This is a genomic window from Micrococcaceae bacterium Sec5.7 (assembly GCA_039636785.1).
Classification (GTDB): Bacteria; Actinomycetota; Actinomycetes; order Actinomycetales; family Micrococcaceae; genus Arthrobacter.
The window spans coordinates 3,476,666-3,498,577 of record CP144169.1; the positions used below are offsets into that span (position 1 = coordinate 3,476,666).

18 protein-coding genes and 4 pseudogenes are annotated in these 21,912 nt (G+C 65.2%); 11 read left to right on the forward strand and 11 right to left on the reverse strand.

Annotated elements, in window-relative coordinates:
• Positions 1 to 344 precede the first annotated feature (344 nt).
• The 5 genes from uraD (at position 345) to purM (ending at position 4,499) form a co-directional block, all read left to right on the forward strand.
• Positions 345 to 842, forward strand: a complete 498-nt coding sequence (gene uraD / locus V3C33_16625; protein XAS67064.1) for a 2-oxo-4-hydroxy-4-carboxy-5-ureidoimidazoline decarboxylase — start codon at positions 345 to 347, stop codon at positions 840 to 842.
• On the forward strand, positions 839 to 1,177 hold the full coding sequence (gene uraH, locus V3C33_16630) for a hydroxyisourate hydrolase (GenBank protein ID XAS67065.1): 339 nt from the start codon (positions 839 to 841) through the stop codon (positions 1,175 to 1,177). Before uraD ends, uraH begins: the two co-directional genes overlap by 4 nt.
• 177 nt (positions 1,178 to 1,354) lie before the next feature.
• On the forward strand, positions 1,355 to 1,672 hold the full coding sequence (locus V3C33_16635) for a hypothetical protein (protein XAS69768.1): 318 nt from the start codon (positions 1,355 to 1,357) through the stop codon (positions 1,670 to 1,672).
• 47 nt (positions 1,673 to 1,719) lie between these two features.
• The gene (purF, locus tag V3C33_16640; GenBank protein ID XAS67066.1) at positions 1,720 to 3,339 is read left to right on the forward strand and encodes an amidophosphoribosyltransferase; all 1,620 of its coding nucleotides are present in this window, start codon (positions 1,720 to 1,722) and stop codon (positions 3,337 to 3,339) included.
• A complete protein-coding gene (purM, locus tag V3C33_16645; protein ID XAS67067.1) occupies positions 3,336 to 4,499 on the forward strand; it encodes a phosphoribosylformylglycinamidine cyclo-ligase in 1,164 nt (387 codons plus the stop codon). Before purF ends, purM begins: the two co-directional genes overlap by 4 nt.
• 71 nt (positions 4,500 to 4,570) lie before the next feature.
• Here the strand turns inward: purM and V3C33_16650 are convergent.
• From V3C33_16650 to V3C33_16665, 4 genes and pseudogenes are all read right to left on the reverse strand, one after another.
• Positions 4,571 to 4,738: pseudogene (locus tag V3C33_16650) on the reverse strand (amino acid ABC transporter ATP-binding protein).
• A gap of 88 nt (positions 4,739 to 4,826) precedes the next feature.
• A complete protein-coding gene (locus V3C33_16655; protein XAS69769.1) occupies positions 4,827 to 5,672 on the reverse strand; it encodes a TIGR03086 family metal-binding protein in 846 nt (281 codons plus the stop codon).
• A gap of 18 nt (positions 5,673 to 5,690) precedes the next feature.
• On the reverse strand, positions 5,691 to 6,056 hold the full coding sequence (locus tag V3C33_16660) for a metalloregulator ArsR/SmtB family transcription factor (protein ID XAS67068.1): 366 nt from the start codon (positions 6,054 to 6,056) through the stop codon (positions 5,691 to 5,693).
• A gap of 248 nt (positions 6,057 to 6,304) precedes the next feature.
• Positions 6,305 to 6,538, reverse strand: a complete 234-nt coding sequence (locus V3C33_16665; GenBank protein XAS67069.1) for a DUF3073 domain-containing protein — start codon at positions 6,536 to 6,538, stop codon at positions 6,305 to 6,307.
• A gap of 291 nt (positions 6,539 to 6,829) precedes the next feature.
• Between V3C33_16665 and V3C33_16670 the strand changes: the two genes are divergently transcribed.
• Positions 6,830 to 7,519, forward strand: a complete 690-nt coding sequence (locus V3C33_16670; GenBank protein ID XAS67070.1) for a hypothetical protein — start codon at positions 6,830 to 6,832, stop codon at positions 7,517 to 7,519.
• Between the two features lie 35 nt (positions 7,520 to 7,554).
• Here V3C33_16670 and clpB read toward each other — a convergent pair whose 3' ends face one another.
• The 6 genes and pseudogenes from clpB to V3C33_16700 all read right to left on the reverse strand — a co-directional run bounded on the left by clpB (position 7,555) and on the right by V3C33_16700 (position 14,334).
• On the reverse strand, positions 7,555 to 10,224 hold the full coding sequence (gene clpB / locus V3C33_16675; GenBank protein ID XAS67071.1) for an ATP-dependent chaperone ClpB: 2,670 nt from the start codon (positions 10,222 to 10,224) through the stop codon (positions 7,555 to 7,557).
• Positions 10,225 to 10,482: 258 nt separating this feature from the next.
• Positions 10,483 to 11,238 (reverse strand): trypsin-like serine protease, encoded by a 756-nt coding sequence (locus V3C33_16680; GenBank protein ID XAS67072.1) that lies wholly within the window; start codon positions 11,236 to 11,238, stop codon positions 10,483 to 10,485.
• Positions 11,239 to 11,520: 282 nt separating this feature from the next.
• A pseudogene (locus tag V3C33_16685) lies at positions 11,521 to 12,596 on the reverse strand (ABC transporter ATP-binding protein).
• Positions 12,597 to 12,634: 38 nt separating this feature from the next.
• Positions 12,635 to 13,494 (reverse strand): annotated as a pseudogene (locus tag V3C33_16690) (ABC transporter permease).
• A gap of 49 nt (positions 13,495 to 13,543) precedes the next feature.
• Positions 13,544 to 13,927, reverse strand: a pseudogene (gene modA, locus V3C33_16695) (molybdate ABC transporter substrate-binding protein).
• Positions 13,924 to 14,334: a TOBE domain-containing protein gene (locus V3C33_16700; GenBank protein XAS67073.1), complete on the reverse strand. Its 411-nt coding sequence runs from the start codon at positions 14,332 to 14,334 to the stop codon at positions 13,924 to 13,926. Before V3C33_16700 ends, modA begins: the two are co-directional and overlap by 4 nt.
• Positions 14,335 to 14,569: 235 nt before the next feature.
• Here V3C33_16700 and V3C33_16705 point away from each other — a divergent pair, with 235 nt between their 5' ends.
• Positions 14,570 to 15,619 (forward strand): metallophosphoesterase, encoded by a 1,050-nt coding sequence (locus V3C33_16705; GenBank protein ID XAS67074.1) that lies wholly within the window; start codon positions 14,570 to 14,572, stop codon positions 15,617 to 15,619.
• A 70-nt stretch (positions 15,620 to 15,689) separates the two neighbouring features.
• Here the strand turns inward: V3C33_16705 and V3C33_16710 are convergent, their stop codons facing one another.
• Positions 15,690 to 16,559, reverse strand: a complete 870-nt coding sequence (locus V3C33_16710; protein XAS67075.1) for a glycoside hydrolase family 16 protein — start codon at positions 16,557 to 16,559, stop codon at positions 15,690 to 15,692.
• Positions 16,560 to 16,802: 243 nt separating this feature from the next.
• Here V3C33_16710 and V3C33_16715 point away from each other — a divergent pair, with 243 nt between their 5' ends.
• From V3C33_16715 to V3C33_16730, 4 genes are read left to right on the forward strand one after another with little or no spacing between them, the layout of a single operon-like run.
• Positions 16,803 to 17,654, forward strand: coding sequence for a glycosyltransferase family 2 protein (locus V3C33_16715; GenBank protein ID XAS67076.1), 852 nt, complete (start codon positions 16,803 to 16,805; stop codon positions 17,652 to 17,654).
• A gap of 1 nt (position 17,655) precedes the next feature.
• The gene (locus V3C33_16720; protein ID XAS67077.1) at positions 17,656 to 18,654 is read left to right on the forward strand and encodes a glycosyltransferase; all 999 of its coding nucleotides are present in this window, start codon (positions 17,656 to 17,658) and stop codon (positions 18,652 to 18,654) included.
• A 60-nt stretch (positions 18,655 to 18,714) separates the two neighbouring features.
• Complete coding sequence (locus tag V3C33_16725) at positions 18,715 to 19,815, forward strand: hypothetical protein (protein XAS67078.1); 1,101 nt, start codon at positions 18,715 to 18,717, stop codon at positions 19,813 to 19,815.
• Between the two features lie 12 nt (positions 19,816 to 19,827).
• Positions 19,828 to 21,912 (forward strand): glycosyltransferase, encoded by a 2,085-nt coding sequence (locus V3C33_16730; GenBank protein XAS67079.1) that lies wholly within the window; start codon positions 19,828 to 19,830, stop codon positions 21,910 to 21,912.

A 21,912-nucleotide genomic window follows, 5' to 3' on the forward strand; every position in this document is an offset into this window, starting at 1 on the left:
AGAGCCGAAGTGCAACGCACCGGCACCGGTCAGTCCGTGTGCCGACATGGCGCTTCTTTGCCAGACGGTATCTATCAGGTTGCTCCCGCCAGGGAAGGCCATCAGTCTTCTTTGGCAGAAACCGTGGGAGGGTTTGTCCAAAAGCTGTAAAAGCTGCGGCCTGGTTGGGGTAGTCTCTTGACACCGGAGCGGCCCATCAGCTTGACTATTACGTATGCTGAAATAACAGTTCCATGATGCGGAAGACCCGACGCGGTATGTCGCGCCGGGTCTTGCCGGGAGAACCCGGCTTTCCGTATAGCCAACACCATGGATGCCAGCATTTGCACGAGGGATCACCAAGCATGAAGCTTGCCGAATTCAACGAAGCCGACCGCGCCGACGTCACCGCGGTCCTTCGACCCTGTATCGATGTCCGACGCTGGGTTGACCAGATTGCCGACGCCCGGCCGTTCGCCGGCGGCGCGGAACTGCTCAGCTTCGCCCGCGACGCCGCAGCCCCGTTCACGTCCGCTGAGGTGGAAGCCGCGCTGGCGCACCACCCCCGCATCGGCGAACGGCCCACAGCCAAGACCACCGAGGCATCCATGTCCCGCTCCGAGCAGGCCGGCGTGGACCCCGCAGACACCGCCGTTACCGATGCCCTGGCCAAGGGGAACCGCGACTATGAGGACAAATTCGGCCGGGTCTTCCTGATCCGCGCCGCCGGACGCACCGCCCCGGAAATCCTTACCGCCCTCCGCGACCGCCTGGCCAACACCTCCGAGCAAGAAGACGTCATAGTGGCTCAGCAGCTGCGCGAAATCGCCCTGCTGCGCCTCGAAGGAGTGATCAGCGAATGAGCGTTTCCCACATCACCACCCACATTCTCGACACGGGCGCCGGGCGCCCGGCGGCGGGCGTCGCCGTCGTGCTTTACGCGAACGACGGCGGCAGCTGGCTTCAGCTCGCCAGGGGGACCACCGATGCAGACGGGCGTGCGAAAAACCTCGGGCCTGAGCAGGTGCCGGCCGGCAAGTACCGGCTGAACTTTGACACAGGCGCCTACTACGGCGGGATCGGAACAGCCACGTTTTTCCCGGAAGTGGACCTGGTCTTCGAGGTGACCGGCAGCGAGCATTACCACGTGCCTCTGCTGCTGAGCCCGTTCGCCTTCTCCACCTACCGCGGGAGCTGAGTCTGCCCCGGCTCAGCGCGGGCCGAACTTTGCCTGTGCAGCCTTCGCAGTAGGCTAGATGGCATGGCTTCTGAAGACACTCCCGGCACCGGACCCACCAACCCGCCGGCCACCACCCCTGCTGCGGCTGCAGCTGCACCGGCAGAAACGGCGCCTGCAGAAACGGCACCGGACTCCCTGCGGCGCCGCGAAATCATTGTCCGCAGGGCACCTAAATACGTCCCGTTCCTGATCCTGGGCGGGCTCGTGGGCATCGCCGTGGCCGCGATCATCGCTTACGGGCTCCCCGGCGACGAAAGCTATGATCGCAGCTCGGTTTTCGGCTTCTTCATGGTGATGTTCGGCGCCGGTGGCGTAATCCTGGGCGCCATCGTGGCGCTGCTCCTGGACCGGCTGAGCGTCAAGCGCGCCCGCCGCGCCGTCGTCGAATCCGTCCCCGACGCTGCGGACGGAGCGGAAGCCGACGGCGGTCCCGCCGCCGGGCACCAGTCATAAAGCCCCGGCCGGAAAAGACTTACCCCATATCGTGAGATAATCGACCAGTGGCACGCGGCGATGGAAAACTTTCTCATGATCTTCTCCCTGGCGAAAAAGGCCCTCAGGACGCTTGTGGCGTTTTCGGGGTCTGGGCACCAGGTGAAGAAGTAGCAAAACTCACCTATTACGGGCTGTATGCACTGCAGCACCGCGGTCAGGAGTCGGCTGGAATTGCTACCAGCGACGGCAAGCGGATCAACGTCTATAAGGACATGGGGCTCGTTTCCCAGGTCTTCGACGAGACCACGCTGAACACCCTGACCGGGCACCTGGCTGTGGGCCACTGCCGCTACTCCACCACCGGTGCCAGCCATTGGGCCAACGCCCAACCCACCCTCGGCGCCACCTCCACCGGCACCGTGGCCCTGGCGCACAACGGCAACCTGACCAACACCGCCGAGCTCAAGGCCATGATCCTGGAGCGCAACGACGGCCAGCTCAGCGGTGAAATGAAGCAGGGCAACACCTCGGACACCGCTCTTGTCACCGCACTCCTTGAAGGCGAAGAAGGCAAGTCCCTTGAGCAGACGGCCGTCGAGCTGCTGCCCAAGATCAAGGGCGGCTTCTGCTTCGTGTTTATGGACGAAGGCACCCTGTACGCTGCCCGCGACACCTACGGCATCCGCCCTCTTTGCCTGGGCCGGCTGGAACGCGGCTGGGTTGTCGCCTCCGAACAGTCAGCCCTGGCCACCGTGGGCGCCAGCTTCATCCGCGAAATCGAGCCGGGCGAATTCATCGCCATTGACGAGAAAGGCGTCCGCTCGCAGCGCTTTGCAGATGCGACGCCGGCCGGTTGCGTTTTCGAATACGTTTACCTCGCCCGTCCGGACGCCGCCATTGCCGGCCGTTCCGTGTACGAAGCCCGTGTGGAGATGGGCCGCCAGCTGGCCCGCGAAAACACCCAGGAAGCGGACATCGTCATTCCCGTCCCGGAATCCGGCACCCCTGCGGCAGTGGGCTACGCCGAGCAATCCGGCATCCCGTTCGCCCACGGTTTCGTCAAGAACTCCTACGTTGGCCGTACCTTCATCCAGCCCTCGCAGACCCTGCGCCAGCTCGGCATCCGGCTCAAGCTCAACGCCCTGGAATCGGTCATCCGCGGCAAGCGCGTTGTAGTGGTGGATGACTCGATCGTCCGCGGCAACACCCAGCGTGCCATTGTGCGCATGCTCCGCGAGGCCGGTGCCGCCAGCGTCCACGTCAAGATTTCGTCCCCTCCAGTGCAGTGGCCGTGCTTCTACGGCATCGACTTCGCCTCCCGGGCGGAGCTCATCGCCAACGGCGCCACAGTCGAGGAGATCCGCCAGGCGATCGGCGCAGACTCGCTGGCCTACATCTCCGAAGACGGCATGATCGGCGCCACCCAGCAGCCTCGCGAACGTCTCTGCACCGCCTGCTTCACCGGCCAGTACCCCATCGAGCTCCCGGGCTCGGACAAGGCGGGCAAGAACCTGCTGGAGCGCACGGACCTCGGCGGCCTGCTCGCCGCGGCCGATGCAACGGACGAGGACCCGGCCAACAAGCCAGGCGCCACGGGCTGCGATCCGGGACCGGATTCCGAGCTCGAGAATCTGTTGACCGACGCTGATCGCTTAATTGAAGCTGACAAGAAAGAGCCAGTATGACCTCCGCATCCCCAGCCGCTGACAACACAGCCGGCATCACGTACGCCTCCGCCGGCGTCGACGTCGAAGCCGGTGACCGCGCCGTCGAGCTCATGAAGGGTGCCGTCAAGGCGACCCACAACTCCTCGGTGATCGGCGGCGTCGGCGGCTTCGCAGGCCTCTACGACGTCTCCAGGCTCCTCACCTACAAGCGCCCGCTGCTGGCCACGTCCACCGACGGCGTCGGAACCAAGGTGGCTATCGCCCAGGCCATGGACATCCACGACACAATTGGCTTTGACCTGGTGGGCATGGTCGTTGACGACATCGTGGTGGTGGGCGCGGAGCCGCTCTTCATGACCGATTACATCGCCTGCGGCAAGGTTGTTCCCGAGCGCATCGCTGACATTGTCCGCGGCATCGCAGCAGCCTGCTCGGTTGCCGGCACCGCACTGGTGGGTGGCGAAACGGCCGAGCACCCGGGCCTGCTGGGCGAGAATGAGTACGACGTCGCCGGTGCAGCCACCGGTGTTGTTGAAGCCGATTCCCTGCTGGGCCCGGACCGCGTCCGCGCCGGCGATGTGGTGATCGGCATGGCCTCCTCCGGCCTGCACTCCAACGGCTACTCCCTGGTCCGCCGCGTCATCAACCACGCCGGCTGGGCCCTGGACCGCCAGGTTTCCGAACTCGGCCGCACGCTGGGCGAGGAACTGCTGGAACCCACCCGCGTTTACGCCGCAGACTGCCTGGACCTGGCCCGCGCCTTCCCGGTGAACGGCTCCACTGCCACAGGAGCCAAGGCCGTGCACGGCTTCAGCCACGTCACCGGAGGCGGCCTGGCCGCCAACCTCGCACGCGTACTGCCGCAGGGCCTCGTGGCCACGGTTGACCGCGCCACGTGGGAACTGCCCGCCATCTTCAAGCTGGTCTCTGAGCTGGGCAACGTCCCGCTGGCGGACCTCGAGCGCACGCTGAACCTGGGCGTCGGCATGGTGGCAATCGTCTCCGCCGAAGCCGCTGACGCTGCCGTGGCCCGCCTGAACGAGCGCGGCTTGCCGTCCTGGGTCATGGGTACCGTTTCCGTGAACTCGGATTCGATCATCAAGACCGGCCAGGACTACGTCCAGGGCGCCAAGGGTGTTGACGGCGGCGCTGTCCGCCTGGTGAACTCCTACGCCTAACCACTCATCGACTGCTCCGCAACTGCCGTTTAGAGGGCTCAAAACGGCACTTGCGGAGCACTCGTTTTGGGTTACAGGACGGCCGAGAGCAACGTGCGCGTCCGTTTGTGCTGCGCGTGGTTGATGACCGATTCCGCGGGACCCTCTTCAACAATCCGTCCGCTGTGCATAAACACGACCCGGTCGGCAGCGTCCCGCGCGAAGCCCATTTCGTGCGTCACCACGATCATGGTCATTCCCGTCAGGGTGGACGCCGGGCGGCGTCGCCTGGACTCGATGAATGCCCCACGATCAACCTAGTACGGGGCACCGACACTGACAACAGGGTTAGGCGCGCACCTTCCTTCCTGTGAATGCGGCCAGCCGCTCCAGGCTGCTGGCGGTCTCAGCGACCGGCTGCGCCGGGGCAAAACTGCCGCCGGCACGGACCTGATCGCTGATGGTCCTTTGTGCCAAAACCTCCACGTAATCGGTCAGTGCATCAGCCACCGTGAGCTCCCGCCCCATCGCCTTGGAAAAGTCCCAGGCGTGCACCAGGAACTCCAGGTTCAGGATGGATGCCACCTCGGTGGCCGGCAGCTCCGCGAAGCCCATGTCAGCGCTTCCGTCCACGCCGCGACGGTAGAACGCCTCCAGCACGGGCTGCGACAGATCAGCGATCCGACCCTCCGGGGACTTCGTGGCGTCGTCAATGGCTGCCGCGCCCAGGGCCTTGCCGATCCCGCTAATGGAGCCGGCCAGATGATCCAGCAGTTGGCCAGCGGTGAAGTCGGCGCAAGGCGTTGCCACGTTAAGGTCCTCGGAACCGACAGAGCGGAGTACCTGCTGAAGCACGGCCAGCGTGGCGTCCGCAGCGCTCAGCTCGGTCATCGGGTCCGGTGCGGCCGCCCAGTCGTCCGCGCCGGCATCGCCTGCGGCCGCGGCCACCAGACGGTGGAGGTAGTGGTTCCAGCCCTCGGCGTGCCCCACTGCCTGCTGCTCGCTGAGGCCCTCGTGGGTCAGTCGGACGGTGGTGCCGCCGTCGGCCGGTTCCAGGGTGATGGCCACTACCGAATCCGACGGTGCCGTGTCAGCGTTCTGCTCCCAGCCCCAGGTGAAGACAACGCGCCTGCCGGGTTCGATCTCAGTGAAAGTGCCGGTTGCATGGTTGCCCGGGTGATGGTCCAGCGGTATTCCCCACCCACAATCAGGTCAACACGGGCAGCAACCGTCTGCCAGCGGCGCAATCGCTCCGGCTGGGTGATCCGGCGAACGTCTGGTCGATGTCCAGCGGGACAAGGACGGTCTGAGCTGCTCCAGTTCGTGCGTCCAGAATTGGTCAAAGAGCCGCCGGAGTTCGTTCATGCCGGCCGGGTCAGGCCGGTACAACCTGTTCCGGCCGTCCTTTCGGGCGATCACCAGACCGGCTTGTTCCAGCAGCAGCAGATGCTGGGAGATGGCCGATCTGCTGACCGTGAACTCCGCAGCAAGCGCCGTCATTGTGCGCTCACCGCCGGCCAGCGGCTGCAGCAGGCGTCGGCGGTTGGGTTCCGCGGCAATTTCCAGGGGGTCGAGCATGTTTAATTCGTTAGTGACCACTAACGTATTAAGTCAAGACATCAGCCCCTGCCTCCAGGCGGGCACCGGGCCGGAGAACACAAAAGCCCGCCGCCTGCACCGGAAACCGGTACAGGCGGCGGGCCTGATAACTGTGGTCAGCACTATACTGAGCAAAGTGCCCGGGTGCTGGAAAACTGCGCCGTTCAGGACAACCTACGACGGCGGCACGCAGCCAAGGGCCTTACGGCAACATCAGCCTGCGACAACTAACCGATACGACGGGTGTCCACTTCGCCGTCGTCTTCTTGCAAATCGTCCGCGTACTTATCCACATACGCCGAATAGTCCGGTTCAACCGGATCGTTCGCGAAGTGGCTCGTGGCACGACCTTCAGGACCCTTGAGCTCGCGCTGAAGTGCCGAATAGTCAGTGTTCGGGGAGTAGTACTTGATATCCCGAGCCTGCTTGGTAGCTTTTGCCTTTTGACGGCCGCGCCCCATGGCGTGACCCCCTTTTGTACTCGGACCGGAGGTGGTCACCATTGGCGATTGGTGAGGCCCCGGAATGTTTGGTCAATTTGTCGTACACCTAGATTACATGCTTTCGGCGGCAACTGCTCGCCAGCCGGGGCCGCCACGGCCAATGTCGCCGCTATTCGGCCACACAACTGCGGGCCCGCGCGCCGTTTTTGTTCGGTAGAGTCACATGCACGACAGTAAATCGCGCTGCCAGGGCCACCATACGGCGGCCGGCGGCTCTACCCTGAGAGAACGCGGGGAGGATGTTTCCCAGTGAACGATCAAGACCCGGCGCAGGACCCGAAGCCCGACGATATCCCCCGGGCGGTTCCGCCCCGCCCTCCGGCGCCGCCCGCGTCGCAGCAGCCCGCGGCGCCTCCAATGAAGACCAGGCATGCAAGGCCGGATACCACGCCGGACACCGCCAGACTGGGCCTGTTCAAGGCCGCCTTTGTGCTGGTCCTGCTCATTGTGGGTGGGCTCCTTATCTGGTTGGTGGCGTCGCTTCTGGCCAATGCAAACCAGCAGCCCGGGAACGGCGGGGCGACTGACAGCGGGACCCCCGGCGTTGTTGAGACCACGGTGTCCGCCCCGGCGAGCGCCTTGCCGCTGCCCCGGGGAGGCGTCAGCGCCTTGGACTTCCATCTGGGCGACTGCTTCAAGGACTTTGATCCGGAGGCCCTCGGCTCCACGGTGGTGGCGTGCAATACCGGACACTCGGCCCAGCTGGTGGCTCTTTTCCGCTACCCCGCCGAGGATTCCTACCCGGGAAGCGGCGCCTTGAAGGCGAAAGCCCTGGAAGCCTGCCAGGCGGCCAAGCTCACCACAGCATCCAGCAAATACAAGCTGATCTTCCAACGGGCGTATCCCAGCACCACCAGCTGGGAGAAGGGCGACCGGCGCGTGGACTGCTACATCACGGCGGAAACCGGCAACGTGATCATGTCCAGCGTGCTCCCCTGACGAAAGTCTCAGGGGGAGCACGCTGCCAACAGGAACTAGTCCTTACGGCGTACCGTCAGGCCGCTTCCGGCGGGAGCACCGCCGTCGGGCCCTTCCAGCGCCTCCAGCCCCTCAAGGGTGAGTTCGTCGACGTCGGCGGCTGTGTCAACGAGCACCGTGTCACCGTCCGCGATGTCCCCGGACAGGATGGCTTTGGCCAGGCGGTCGCCGATTTCGCGCTGGACGAGCCGGCGCAGCGGCCGGGCGCCATAGGCGGGGTCGAAGCCGGACATGGCCAGCCACGCACGGGCGCCGTCAGTAACCTCCAGCGAGAGCCTGCGGCCACGCAGCCGCTCCCCCAGCTCGGCTACCTGCAGCTCCACGATCCGCGCCAGTTCCTCAACATTCAGCGGATCAAACAGCACCACTTCGTCCAGCCGGTTCAGGAACTCCGGCTTGAAGGACGCGTTGACGGTGGCCATCACGGCGGCGCGCTTGGCATTCGCGTCCAGCGTCGGGTCGACCAAGAACTGGCTGCCCAGGTTAGACGTGAGCACCAGGATCGTGTTGCGGAAGTCGACGGTGCGGCCCTGACCGTCGGTGAGGCGGCCGTCGTCGAGCACCTGCAGGAGGATGTCGAACACCTCCGTGTGGGCTTTCTCCACCTCGTCCAGGAGCACCACTGAATACGGCCGACGGCGGACGGCCTCGGTCAGCTGGCCGCCCTCCTCGTAGCCCACGTAGCCCGGAGGCGCACCCACCAGGCGGGCCACGGAATGCTTCTCCGCGTACTCGGACATGTCGATCCGCACCATGGCGCGTTCGTCGTCGAAGAGGAAATCCGCCAGCGCCTTGGCGAGCTCCGTCTTGCCCACCCCCGTCGGACCCAGGAACAGGAACGAACCGGTAGGCCGGTTGGGGTCGCTGATGCCGGCACGGGCACGCCGCACGGCGTCAGACACCGCGCCAACGGCCTTGGACTGGCCGATCAGCCGTTCCCCCAGCACATGCTCCATATCCAGCAGCTTCTGGCTCTCGCCCTGGAGCATGCGGCCCGCTGGGATGCCGGTCCATGCGGAAATAACCTCGGCGATGTCGTCGGCTGTGACTTTCTCGGCCACCATCAGTTCTGGCTTGGCGGCACCGCTTGCTGCCCGGGCGGCTTCGGCCTCGGCAGCCGCGGTGAGCTCGCGTTCCAGCGCGGGAATTTCTCCGTAGAGGATGCGGGAGGCGGCCTCGAGGTCCCCCTCGCGCTGGTGCTTGTCCGCGGCGGAGCGAAGTTCGTTCAGCCTGGCCTTCAGGTCACCCGTGTGATTCAGGCCCGCTTTCTCGTCCTCCCAGCGGGCTTTGAGGCCATTCAGTGCTTCCTTTTTGTCCGCCATGTCCGCGCGCAGTGCTGCGAGGCGTTCGACTGATGCAGCGTCGGTTTCACGGGCGAGTGCCAGTTCCTCCATGGTGAGCCGGTCCACGGAGCGGCGCAGCTGGTCGATCTCCTCCGGTGCGGAATCGATCTCCATGCGCAACCGGGACGCGGCCTCATCCATAAGGTCGATCGCCTTGTCCGGCAGCTGGCGCCCTGAAATGTAGCGGTTGGAGAGCGTCGCGGCCGCCACGAGTGCGGAGTCCGCGATGGCCACCTTATGGTGCGCCTCGTAGCGCTCCTTGAGCCCGCGCAGGATGCCGATGGTGTCATCCACGCTCGGCTCACCCACGTACACCTGCTGGAAGCGCCGTTCCAGGGCGGGGTCCTTCTCGATGTTCTCGCGGTATTCGTCCAGGGTGGTGGCGCCGATCAGCCGGAGCTCGCCCCGGGCCAGCATGGGCTTGAGCATGTTGCCGGCATCCATGGAGCTGTCCCCTGTGGCACCCGCCCCCACCACGGTGTGGAGCTCGTCGATGAACGTGACAATCTGCCCGTCCGAGTTCTTGATCTCCTCAAGCACGGCCTTCAGCCGCTCCTCGAACTCGCCGCGGTACTTGGCGCCGGCCACCATGGAGGCAAGGTCCAGGGCGATGAGTGTCTTGCCGCGGAGGCTTTCGGGGACGTCTCCGGCGACGATCCGCTGGGCCAGGCCTTCGACGACGGCCGTTTTGCCGACGCCCGGCTCGCCGATGATCACCGGGTTGTTTTTGGTGCGGCGGCTCAGGACCTGGATGATCCGGCGGATTTCGGCATCACGGCCGATCACCGGGTCCAGCTTGCCGGAGCGCGCCACCGCCGTGAGGTCCGTGCCGAACTTCTCGAGGGCCTGGAAGGTGTTTTCGGGGTCGGCCGAGTTGACCTTGCGGTCGCCGCGGACACCCGGCAGGGCGGCGAGCAGCGCCTCATGGGAGGCGCCGGCGTCGCGCATTAACTTCCCGACGCCGTCGCTTCCGGCCGAGAGCCCCAGCAGCAGATGTTCGGTGGAGACGAAGGAATCGCCGAGTTTGTCGGCCTCGTTCTGGGCATTCTGGATCGCCTGCATGGCAGTACGGGAGAGCTGGGCCTGTTGCACCGAGCCGCCGGAGCTGGCCGGGAGCGCCTTGATGGCGGTGCTCGCCTGGACACTGACGGCGTCCGGATCGGTGCCGGTGGCGCGGAGGAGCGCGACGGCGACACCCTCCCGCTGATCCATCAGCGCCTTGAGCAAATGGGCGGGTTCCACCTGGGGATTGCCGGCCGTGGAGGCGTTCATGGCTCCTGCCGAAAGAGCCTCCTGGCTCTTGGTGGTGAATCTGACGTCCAAAGAGAGCTCCTTTCGGGATGTTTTGCTTATAAGTTGAGTCTACTACGCTCAACTTTGCGCGATTTCCCTCAAGGGTCCATGTTTGCCCACAGCGAAACACCTGTCCACAGGCGTCCAGACTGGCACCTTCCGGACATGAGGCAACCCGGCGGGCGCCTCCCCCACAAGGAGCCGCCCGCCAGGTTGCGGGCTTGGCTGGTCAACTCCGGAAATGTTCCCGGATGGCGGGCCGCGTCTGGAGACGGATGGTCGGTCGGATCAGGAGCCGGACACTCCGGAGACGCTGGTGATCCACGAAAGGTTCCGGGCCACCGAGGCGTGGTCGTTGTAGTACCTGGTGTAGTCGGACGGGTTCTGCGGGGGCAGGATGCTGGAGGTCGAGAGCACACCAACCAGCTTGCCGCCCACAATCAGCGGCCCGCCGGAATCTCCGCCCAGGGTGTGACCGGTCTGCGACTGGGTGCGGACCGACGGTCCGCCGTATGTGTCCGTGCCCTGGCTGGAAACCATGACATTGGCGGTCTTCAGGTAGTACGACATGGTGCCGGCACCCTCGGTCTGGTCGCCCCAGCCGAACACCTTGGCGGCGGAACCCGTGGCCGGGATGGAGCTGCCGAGGCCAACATAGGAGCCGTAATAGGGGGTGGAGAGCTTCAGCAGCAGGACGTCGCCGGCTGTGGACGCGTAGCGGGCGGCGACGGTCTTCACCGTTCCGCCGGACTCAAGGTAGGTGGTGCCCAGGCGAACGGATTTGAGTGAAGTGGAATTACAATGCCTGGCCGTGATGATCCAGCTGGCCGAAATCTGACTGCCCGTGCAGCCGACGCTGTTGCCCGTGGTGTCAAAGGAAATCTGGGCAGCGTACGGAGCCGCGGAGATGGTGGTGGTGGTGCCGCCGGCGATGTCCGTGCTGGCCGACCCGCCGCCCGGTGCAGGGGCTGCGGTTGCGGCGGACAGGGGGACCAGCAGCGCCGCTGTGGCGGCGGCCGTGGCCAGGAATTTAGCGATCTTCAAAGCGGTTGGCTCCTTCGCGAGGAGACCCGTCACCGGCAGGGATCCGTTGTGCGGGCCGGCCTGGGTCAGTTCCAGTGGATGGACCGCGGCACTTGAGGGTGCGGGCGATCCAAGTGAGACACTACTGGCACTTGTGAAGTCTGTCACGTTAAATGACAATATCTGTCATAGAAGGAGGTGGCGGGCGCCCTTGGAAATGCGTACCGACTGGGCCCGGCCGATGTAACTCCGCAGCGCCACTCCGGCAGCCGCCGCGCCCTCAGCTTTGGCCGGGTTGCTTTCTTACGCCGGGTAGATGGAGACGGCCCCAGCCTTGATCACGAAGTAAACGGTCATTCCCGGCGCCAGACCGAGGTCAGCAGAGGCTGCCGGCGTAATGTCCGCCGCCAGTCCCCCGGCTTCGCCTACGCGGACCCGGATCTGATCGCCGTGCGGCTCAAGATCGGTGATGGTCACGGGGAAGGAATTGCGGGGGCTTCCATGGGCTTCCGTCAGAAAGACAGAGACGGCCGACGGCGGGAACACCGCTGCGCCCGGCTGTCCCGGCATGAGCGGGTCGGGTGTATGGGTGCCTGGTTCGGATCCGTCATCGTGGTGGCCGGCAAAGTCCTGACCCGATGAGGTCCGGATGCCATTCCCGGTGACGGTGCCCGTCACGAGATTGAGCCCGGCAAGACCGGCAGCAAACCTGCTCCGCGGCCGGCGGAGGATTTCGCGGGTGGCGCCTTCCTCCGTGATCCGGCCGTCCTCCAGAATAATCACCCGGTCCGCCAGCATCAGCGCATCCAGGAAATCGTGGGTGATGATGATTGCCCGCCGGTCTGCCAGCACGCGTTTGAGCAACCGACGCAGCAACGGGGCCGCGTGGATATCCAGGGCAGCCATGGGCTCGTCGAGCAGCAACAACTCCGGGTTCGCCGCAAGCGCCCGGGCCACGGCCACGCGCTGCGCCTGCCCGCCGGACAGCTCGGCGGGGCGTCTTGATGCCAGTTCTTCCGCGTCAACCGCGGCGAGCCAATGCCTTGCGGTTTCCCGCGCAGTTGCCTTGGAGGCGCCCGCGCTTCTGGGCCCGAACGCTACGTTTTCCAGTGCGCTCAGGTGCGGAAACAGCAACGCCTCCTGGGCCAGGAGCGCCGTACCGCGGTGGTGCGGGGCGGTCCAGGTTCTGTGTCCTTCAGCTGAGTCGAAAAGCACTTTGCCGTCTACTTCGGCCCGGCCTGAATCCGGGTGGAGCAGGCCCGCAATCACTGCCAGCAGCGTGGATTTTCCGGCGCCGTTGGGCCCATGACCGCCACCGTCTCCGACGGCCCCAAACTCAGTGCGACGTCGAAGCGGCGGGCATGGACGGCTGCCTGCAGCTGAAACGCCGCTCGATCCCCCGCCGCTGGTTCCCCGGTCACCCGGCGTTCCCGCCCGTGGCGGGTGCCGCCGTCGTAATTCCCTGCGTTGGAGAGGAGCGCGGACCGCGGTAGGCGAGCGCCACAACAGTGACCGCCACGGCCACCAGGACGAGTGAAAGCGCGACGGCGGCATCGGCGTCTGATTCCCGCTGGAGGTAGATTTCCAGCCGCAGAGTCCGGGTCACGCCCTGCAGGCTGCCGGCGAACGTGAGGGTGGCGCCGAACTCCCCGAGGCTGCGCGCGAAGGAAGGACTGCCCCGGACGCAAGACCTGGCAGGACCAGCGGCACGGTGACGCGGCGCAGCACGGTGGTGGGGCTCGCGCCGAGTGTTGCCGCCACGGCCTCGTACCTGCCGCCGGCCGTCCGCAGCGCACCCTCAAGGCTGACCACCAGGAACGGCAGCGCCACGAAGGTCGGCGCCAATACCACGGCGGTGGTGGAAAAGGCGATCTGAATGCCCAGGACTTCGAGGTTCCGGCCCAGGAGACCCTGGCGGCCGAAAGTGTAGAGCAGCGCGATGCCGCCCACCACCGGCGGGAGCACCAGCGGCAGGAGCACAAAGGAGCGGAGCAGCCGTTGGCCGGGGAAGCTGCCGCGGGCAAGGACCATCGCGAGCGGCACACCCAGCACCAGGCACAGGGTGGTGCTGGCTCCGGAGGTGCGGAGGCTGAGCCCCTGCGCGGTGAGCGATGATTCGGATATGACCAGCGGGATGAACTGTGGCCAGTTGACCTTGGCCACCATGGCCACGAGCGGGAGGATGACCAGCAGGCCGCCGAGCACGGCAACGGCGTAGATCCAGGACGGGATGCCGGTATAGGCATTGGGTTTGCGGCTCCCTTTCCGGATCCTCATTGGCGCGCCCATGCGCTGGCTACGGCGTTCCGAATTCGGCGTCGCCCAGGACGGCAATGGTGAGCACGTTGGTGGCGAAGTCCCGGGCTTGTCCGTCAACAAGTCCGGCGTCCGCGAGTCTGGCCATGTTCCTGGTGTCCGCCGAGGCAAACACATCGGCCGGTGCTCCCTGGGCGATCTGGGTGGCGAGATCCGAGGAACCCGCGAAGCTGAGGGTGACTTTGGTCCCCGGGTTGTTGGCCTCAAACTGACTGGCCAGCTTCGTGAAGGTGGCTTTGAGCGACGCCGCGGCGAAGACGGTGACGGTGCGTCCGGAAGCGGAAGCCCCGCCGTCGCCCGTTCCATTCGGTGCCCCGCCCGAAGCGCATGCGGTCAGCGCGGCGGCCATGAGCCCGGCAGCTATGGCGGCGGCAGTCTTGGCGGGGATTCTCATATGATTCCCTTTCCGTGCGGAGTTTCGATAATGACCGTGGTGGCTTTGACCACGGCCGTGGCCACGGATCCCAGTTCCAGGCCGAGTTCGCGGACGGCCTCGCTGCTCATCAGCGAGACCACCCGGAACGGGCCGCACTGCAGTTCAACCTGCGCCATGACCTTGTCCGACGTGATGCCGGTGACCAGGCCCACGAACCGGTTGCGGGCCGAGCTGCCGATATCTGTGGGATCGTCCGGAAGCTGCGCCAGTTTCTTGGCGAGGCGGGCGAGCTCCAGTCCGTCTACGGCCAGCCGCCCGGCGGTATCCTTCACCGGAGTCAGGCTGCCATTCTCAGTCCAGCGGCGCACTGTGTCGTCGCTGACGCCTAGGAAACGGGCAGCTTCGGATACGCGTATGGTTGGCATAGTCCCAGCATACTTCCTCATTTGCGGCACTGCGGCACCGTAGTAAACGCAATTGCGTGTTTGGGGGTGATTTACTCACAAGGGCCCCGCATCGTGACCGCCGCCGGTGCTGAAGTACGGCGGAAGGCGCTCTGGTCTTATCCTGACCGCCGGGATTACTCTGAAGCCTAGCAATTGGCACGCTGCGCTGAGGCCTGGTCCGCTGTATCAGGTTCCGTTCTTGATGTGAGGGATCATGGCTGGATCGTCCGACAAGCGGGGCAGGACCGGCATGATCGCGGCCGCACTCCTGAGCCTGGTTCTGTTGCTGTCCGCCTGCCAGCCCGGCCCCCCGCAACCCCCGCCGTCCTCTCGGCCCGCGACAACCGCACCCTCTGTACACTTCACCGCCCAGGGTGACATCGGCGTCAGTACGGGGGCCAAAAAGGTTCTCGACACCATCGCCGGCCTCAAACCGCAGCTGAATCTCGCGCTGGGAGACTTCACCTACAAGTCCGGGATCGAACAGGAATTCTGCGACATGGTTGCCGGTAAGCTGGGCGCCCGTTTTCCATATGAAGTCGTCACGGGAAACCATGAGAGCGACGGCCACGAAGGCGACATAGAGAACATTGTCAAGTGCCTGCCCAACAGGCTGCCCGGCCTCCGAGGGACCTACGGCACCCAATGGTATGTGGACGTCCCGGAGAAAAATCCGCTGGTGCGGTTCGTCATGGTGTCGCCCGGCATCGATTTCCATGGCGGGCAGCCACTTGACTACTCGAAGGACAGCGACCGTTGGCGGTGGACCGCGAATGCCATTGACGGGGCAAAGTCCAAGAAAATCTGGACAGTGGTAGGCATGCACGCGCCCTGTTTCAGCATGGGTAACTACGAATGCCAGATCGGGCAGGATTTCACGAACATGCTGGTCCGCAAGAAAGTGGACCTGGTGCTCACAGGGCATGACCACGTCTACCAGCGGACCCATCAGCTTCGGATCGGGGGCAATTGCCCGGAACTCGTCCCCGCCACCTTCTCGGCAAAGTGCCTGACCGACTCCGACAACAGCATGGTGCGGGGCGCAGGAACTGTCTTCGTCACCGCCGGCGTGGGCGGTGTGGGACTTTACAACGTGAACGACAACGATTCTGAGGCCGGCTATTTTGCCGTCTGGTCCGGAAAGAACTCCAATCCGGCCCTGGGCACCCTGGACGTGACGGTCACCGCAGACGGACTTGACGCCCGGTTCGTTGCGGCTGAAGGCTACAGTTTCACCGACTCCTTCATTATCCAGCGGAAATAGCCGGGGCGCTCACAGGGGTCGGTCACGGCACTCGGTCGCACCCTTCAGCCACACCTTTCGGTCACACCTTTCAGTCCCGCGTCCAAATGGTGATCCAGTCGAGGTAGACGTGTCCCCGTGTGTGCGGCAGCGGACACGTAGGCAGGCAGGACTCGCTCTGCAGGATGTAGTGCATGGGCGTCGTGGGGGTGGCGGTGGTGCCCACACCGATCTTCTTGCCGTCGAGGAAGAATTCAACGTTTCCTGGGCTCCACTCCATTGTGGCCACGTGCCACGAGGTGAAGGTCGTGTGCGACTCGAACATCTCGAAAGCCTTCGGGTCATCCCCGCGGAAATGCACGGCCCCATAGATCGTCTTGGCGAGATCGCCCTCCGGAAAGTCAATCTCGCCATCCTGCGGCCATTGGCCGCTGTCGGGCCAGAGTAGCCAGGCGGTCTTGAAGCCCGGCAGCGACTCCGCCATGAAGCGAACAGAGTATCTTCCATAGAGCTGGCTGTTGTCACGTCCCGGGCCGGAGCTGGAGTTCGGAATTTTGGGCCAGGGCGCCGCCCCCATGGAGACTCCGTTCTCGGAGTGCAGGTCCCAGTCCAGGAGACCGTTCTTGACGCTGAGCACTTTGGACGGGAAGTAAGCGGACCGTCCTCCGCTTTGCTGACCGGCAGTATCCGGCGTCCCATCCGGATAGCCTGCGCTCCATCGTGCACTGTAGGCATCGCCCGGGAATGCGCCGACGGGCACATCGCCTTTGTTGAAATCCTCCGTGAACACCTGTTTCCAGCCGGGCAGGTCGCCAACAGGCATTGTCTGCCCGCCTGGGGCCAGCAGGCCGACGCCGCAGCCGATGAGAGCCAGTACCGCACCGGAAACGAGGACACGCCAGAAGTGGCGCTTTCGAACGAGATGCGGCCTGGGTTTGGCCCCGTGGCTGGAAGTCCGCATGCGGCTAAGTGTCGCACCACGCCGACAGCCGATCAACTGTTTTTTGGGGAAATCCGATACGCTGCACTGCTTCAACGAATCCCAAGCTTTTTACAAGGTCCGGGGGCCACCATTGCAGGCGGGGGGATTGGAAGCAAGTTGCCTTGAACGCAGCATTCAGCGCGTAGGTCTTCTTCCTGGTTCACCGGACCAGGAATGGCTGCGTTTGGGGCACATGAACAACTCCATTGAGCGGTGAGGCTGATGTCCATCCCGATACTTGTTTCAAATCTGCGCCCCGAGGCCCTGGCCCCGTTAACAACGCCGTCGGTCAGCGTGGTGATCCCTACGCTGAATGAGGCAATGAACTTACCGTGGGTCCTTCGCCGAATGCCCTCGTATGTCGACGAGGTGGTCATAGTCGACGGACGTTCCCTTGACAGCACAATCGACGTTGCACGTGCGCTCCGCCTCGACGTCGTAGTGGTTTCCGAGCCGCAGGCGGGCAAGGGCGTCGCTGTACGTGCCGGCTTTGCCGCGGCGTCCGGGGACATCATCGTCATGCTGGATGCGGACGGGAGCATGGACCCGCAGGAGATCGGCTGGTTCGTCTCTCCGCTTCAGCATGAATTCGACTTCGTCAAAGGCTCCCGCTACGTCACCGGGGGCGGATCTGAAGACCTGACCCCGCTGCGCAGCATCGGCAACCGGGTGCTGACGGGGCTGGCCAACCTGGTGCTCCACAGCGACTACTCTGATCTGTGCTATGGATACATTGCCCTGCGCCGCGAGTGCCTGGAAGTCCTTGAACTGCAGTCGGACGGCTTCGAAATCGAAACCGAGCTGATAGTCCGGGCTTCCCGGGCCGGCCTTCGCATCGCCGAGGTGCCCAGCGGCGAGCTCGCCCGCATATCCGGCAACTCGAACCTCCACACGTTCCGGGACGGGTGGCGCGTACTGCGAACCCTCGCGCGGGAATGCGTCAGTTGGGAGGCACCCACCGCTGGCGCCCGGCCCGAGGCGCTCCGGCGCGTGAAGTACAAGTATCCCAATATCACGCTCCCGCACCTCCCCACGGACCCCCAGACCGTTCTGGGCCTACTGGCAGGGGAATAGGATGTCCCAGGTCACAGGGTTGCCGGACGTTTCTGTGGTGATCTGCTCGTACACGGAAGAGCGCTGGGACATGCTGATGGGCGTCCTGGATTCAGTCCGCGCCCAGACGCTCACCCCCCGGCAGACGATCGTGGTTGTTGACTACAACGTGGATCTTTACAAACGGCTCATCTTCACAGTGCCGGACGTGGTGATTGTCGAAAACACCGGCCCCAAGGGCCTTTCCGGTGCCCGCAACACCGGAGTCGGGGCCGCGACCGCCGGCATCGTGGCCTTCCTGGACGACGACGCCGAAGCTGACCCGAACTGGCTCGAACGTCTCACGTCCTTCTACGACGACCCTGATGTGCTGGCGGTGGGCGGAAGGGTTGAGCCGGTGTGGGCAGTGGGTCGGCCAGGCCACTTTGCCGAAGAACTTGACTGGATCGTCGGCTGCACGCACCGGGGTATGCCCAAGGTGGCCGCTGAGGTGCGCAATGTGATCGGGGCGAATATGTCATTCCGCTCTGAAGTCCTCGAACGTGTCGGCGGGTTCAATCCCGCACTTGGCCGCCAGGACGCCGTACCGCTCGGCTGCGAAGAAACAGAAATCTGTATCAGGGCAGTCATCGGCTCCCCCGGCGCCCGTGTTGTCTATGAACCGGGAGCGCTCGTGCACCATCATGTTCCTGCGGAACGGGGCGCACTGAAATACATGCTGGCTCGCGCCTGGTCCGAAGGGATCTCCAAGGCGCAGGTGAGCAGGCTGGTGGGACACAAACGGGCCCTGGGCACTGAACGGCGGTATGTCCGCCAGGTCCTGCCGCGTGCGGTATTTGCAGGGATCCGGAACGGGGCCCGGGGCAAGGACCCGGCAGGTTTCGGCCGGGCGATGACCATCATCGCGGTGCTCGCCTTCACAGCAAGCGGCTATGTGCGCGGCCGCAGCCTTCCTGCCGTCTCGTTGCGGCCGAAAGGCAAACCAACCGCACCGCTTAACCGCTGGAGGGAAGTCAATTGATTCGCATGTATCCGCCGGACGGCCCGACATTGACCGCCACGACTACCGGAGGCTTCGATCATGAACCAGTCTGAAAGAGACGTGATGAGAGAGTCGTCCGCGTCAATGGGAGCCAGCTTTGATGTCCATGGGCTCGTGGGCATCGAGGTGGATCCCGGCACGCCTGGAGAGTCGCAGCTGCGCGACATGCTCGCCCCGTTCCTGGGTAAGTCCCGCGCGCCGCTGCGGCTGCGCGTCAGCGGAGACATGACGCCGGTGGAAGGCCAGTCGCACGCCGAGGACGCGTACCGTTTCACCGAAGGCTCGCTGTACGTTTCCGCGGACCGGGTTCAGATCGTTGAAATGCACGATGGATATAAGGTCCAGGGCCGGGGCGAACTGCTGACGGCGGTGATCCCCTTGCTGGACCATTTATGCGTCAGGGAAAATGCCGCGATGATCCATGCGGCGGTGGTGGACTTCCGTGGTTCCGGAGTCCTGCTGCCAGCCTGGGGCGGGGTCGGCAAGACCAGCACCGTGGCCAAGCTGGTTGCCCAGCCCGGGGTGCGGTTCATGGCGGATGACTGGGCTTTCATCGGTGACGACGGCCTGCTCCTCGGGTACGCAAAACCGATGTTCATCAAGCCCCACCACCGGGCCATCTACCCGGACGTGTTCAGCGGAGTCCGCAAGCCGCTGGCCCCGGGCTGGCTCACAAACCCCGTAGCCCGCCTGGCGACGGCCGTTCACCCGGTGATTGTGCGGTATCCGAAAACTGCCGCGTTCACCAGGCGCTGGTCCCCGGAACATCGGATGGTGCATCCGGAGCAGGTCTTCGGAGCGGACAGGATCTCATCAGGGGCACTCACCCGGCTGGCGATCTTCCTTGAACGCTTCGACGGTCCTGATGCACGGCTGGAAGCACGCAGCATCGAGTGGATGACCTCCCGCATTGTGGGGAACTTCCATTCCGAGCTGCCCATGGTTTCGCGGCGGCTCGTCGAGGCCCTGGGCGCCACCGGCCTTGTGCCGCTGGCGGAACATTTCGCCCAAAAGGCCGCCATTGTGCAGCGCGCCCTCGAAGGAGTTCCGTGCTCCTTGCTGCGGATACCCGTCTCGTGGTCTGCGGACAGGACCTCTGACTATGTTGCGAACCTGATCAACTCAAAGCTGGACGAGTGAGGTGAGGGCCACGTGAGCGATCTTGAGGTGTCGGTGGTGGTTCCGGCGCGCAACGCTGCCAATTGGCTGGCCGAATGCCTGGAGTCTATCCGCAGCCAGGGCCCCCGCGAACTGATCGTCGTCGACGGCTGTTCGATGGATGACACGGTCAAGATCGCGCGCTCGTTCGGGGCGCGCGTCATCTCCGACGAGGGCCGCGGGTTGCCTGCCGCCCGGATGCTGGGCGTCAGCGCTGCCCGCTGCGAAGTCGTCGCACTCATAGATGCCGATGTCATCCTTCCCGCCGGCACTTTGGGGGGGCTTCTGGACGAATTCGAGACCGGCGGCTATGACGGCCTGCAGTTCGGGCTGGCCAGCGAGGCGGACGGGCCCGGGTACTGGGGAGCGGCACTGGCCTGGCATCACAACCACAGCCGGGTGCGCTCCTGGTTCGGGGTCTGCGCCACCCTCATGCGCCGGGACGTGCTGCTGTCGGTCGCATTCGACGACACCTTCCGCTCCGGCGAGGATCTCGAGTTGAGGATACGGCTGGAAGAGGCCGGCTACCGCCTCGGCGTTTCCACTGCCACTGTGGTCAGGCACCGGTTTGTCGACACCTTCGACTGCGCCCGCGACCAGTGGCTCCAGGACGGTGCCGGCATGGCCCGCACCATCCGCAAACATCCTGGCCGCGCCGGCTGGCTGGTGGTGCTGCCGCTGCTGGCCTCGGTCCGCGGCGTGGGCCTGTCCCTGCTGCACGCACCCCGCTTTCTGCCCTATTGGGTTGGATTCCTGCTGTACAACTACCGCGCCATGTTCGGCGAGCTCCTGCGGCCCGAATCCCGCGGCCTCTCCCTCGGCGAAAATGCGGCCTGGCTGACCGCAGCAAGGGTTGCGCCCATGGTGACAGGCTTCCTGTTCTGGGCGCTGGCGGCACTTATGCTTCCGCCCGCGCAAATAGGCATGGGCTCCGCAGTGGTGTCCGCCGCCCTTCTTGCCGTACAACTCGGGATGCTCGGCGTCGGATCGGCCACACTCACGCTTCTTCCGGCAGAAGCCGACGGCGGCCGCCGCCTGATCGCCGCCAGCCTGCTGACAGTGGCGATTTCCTCTCTCGTTGTCGCTGGCGGACTGGCAGCCGTGACGCACGCGTTGGGCTCGGGCGTTGGAGAGGCCTGGAACGACCCCCTCGTGACAGTGATATTCATCGCGACTGCCCTCTTCGCCGCCTCCGCCTACCAGCTCGACCACGTCGGGGTGGCCCAGGAGCGGGCCGACCGCACGCTTATACGCAGCCTGGTGCAGAGTCTGGTTCAGCTCGCTGTCCTGGGCATCTCGCTGGCCGCCGGAATCCGTGAGCTGGCGGTAGTTGTCGGCGCGGTGGCAGCGGGCGCACTGGCCAGCGTACTCGTGGGTCTGCGCCAGCTCGGCCGCGCCCGGACGTCCCCGGACTGGAAGCGCGGGCTGAGGCCGCGCCCAGCCCTGAAACTCCTTAGGCCCGGACTTCCGAACCACGCCCTGATGCTCGCCGACCGCGCACCCGGCTATCTGCTTCCGCTGATCGTCGCCGCCACGATGGGCCCTGCAGCGACAGCGTCGTGGTACATAGTGTGGATGATGGCCTCAGCGGTTTTCTTCGTACCGCAGTCCGCTGGCTTCTCCCTTCAGACGGCGTTGGCCGGTGCCCGGTCCAAGCCAGGACTCGTCTCCTCCGCAATCCGCGTCAGCCTCCTCCTGACTCTGGCGGCCGGGCTGATCCTTCTCCTGGCCGGACCCTACCTTCTTGGCTTCCTCGGCCCGCAATACGCGTCAGCCTGGATCCTCCTCCCGGTCCTCGTTCCGGCCCTGCTCCTGAGCTGCCTCACCCAGGTCTACTACGGGCTGTGCCGCGCCCAGGGGCGCCTGGTTGAAGCCACGGCTGTAGCGGTCCTCGCAGCCGTCCTGGTGGTGGTGCCCGCCGCCGCCGCTGCACAGCAGTATGGCCTTACCGGCGTCTCTGCACTCTGGTCCGCCGCCCAAGCCGCTGCCGCCCTGATCGCCGTCTGGCGCCTAAGAAAGCTGACCCACGCGATGCCTGCCCTGAACCGGCCCAAGATCCGTCAGCAGCGCACAACCTAG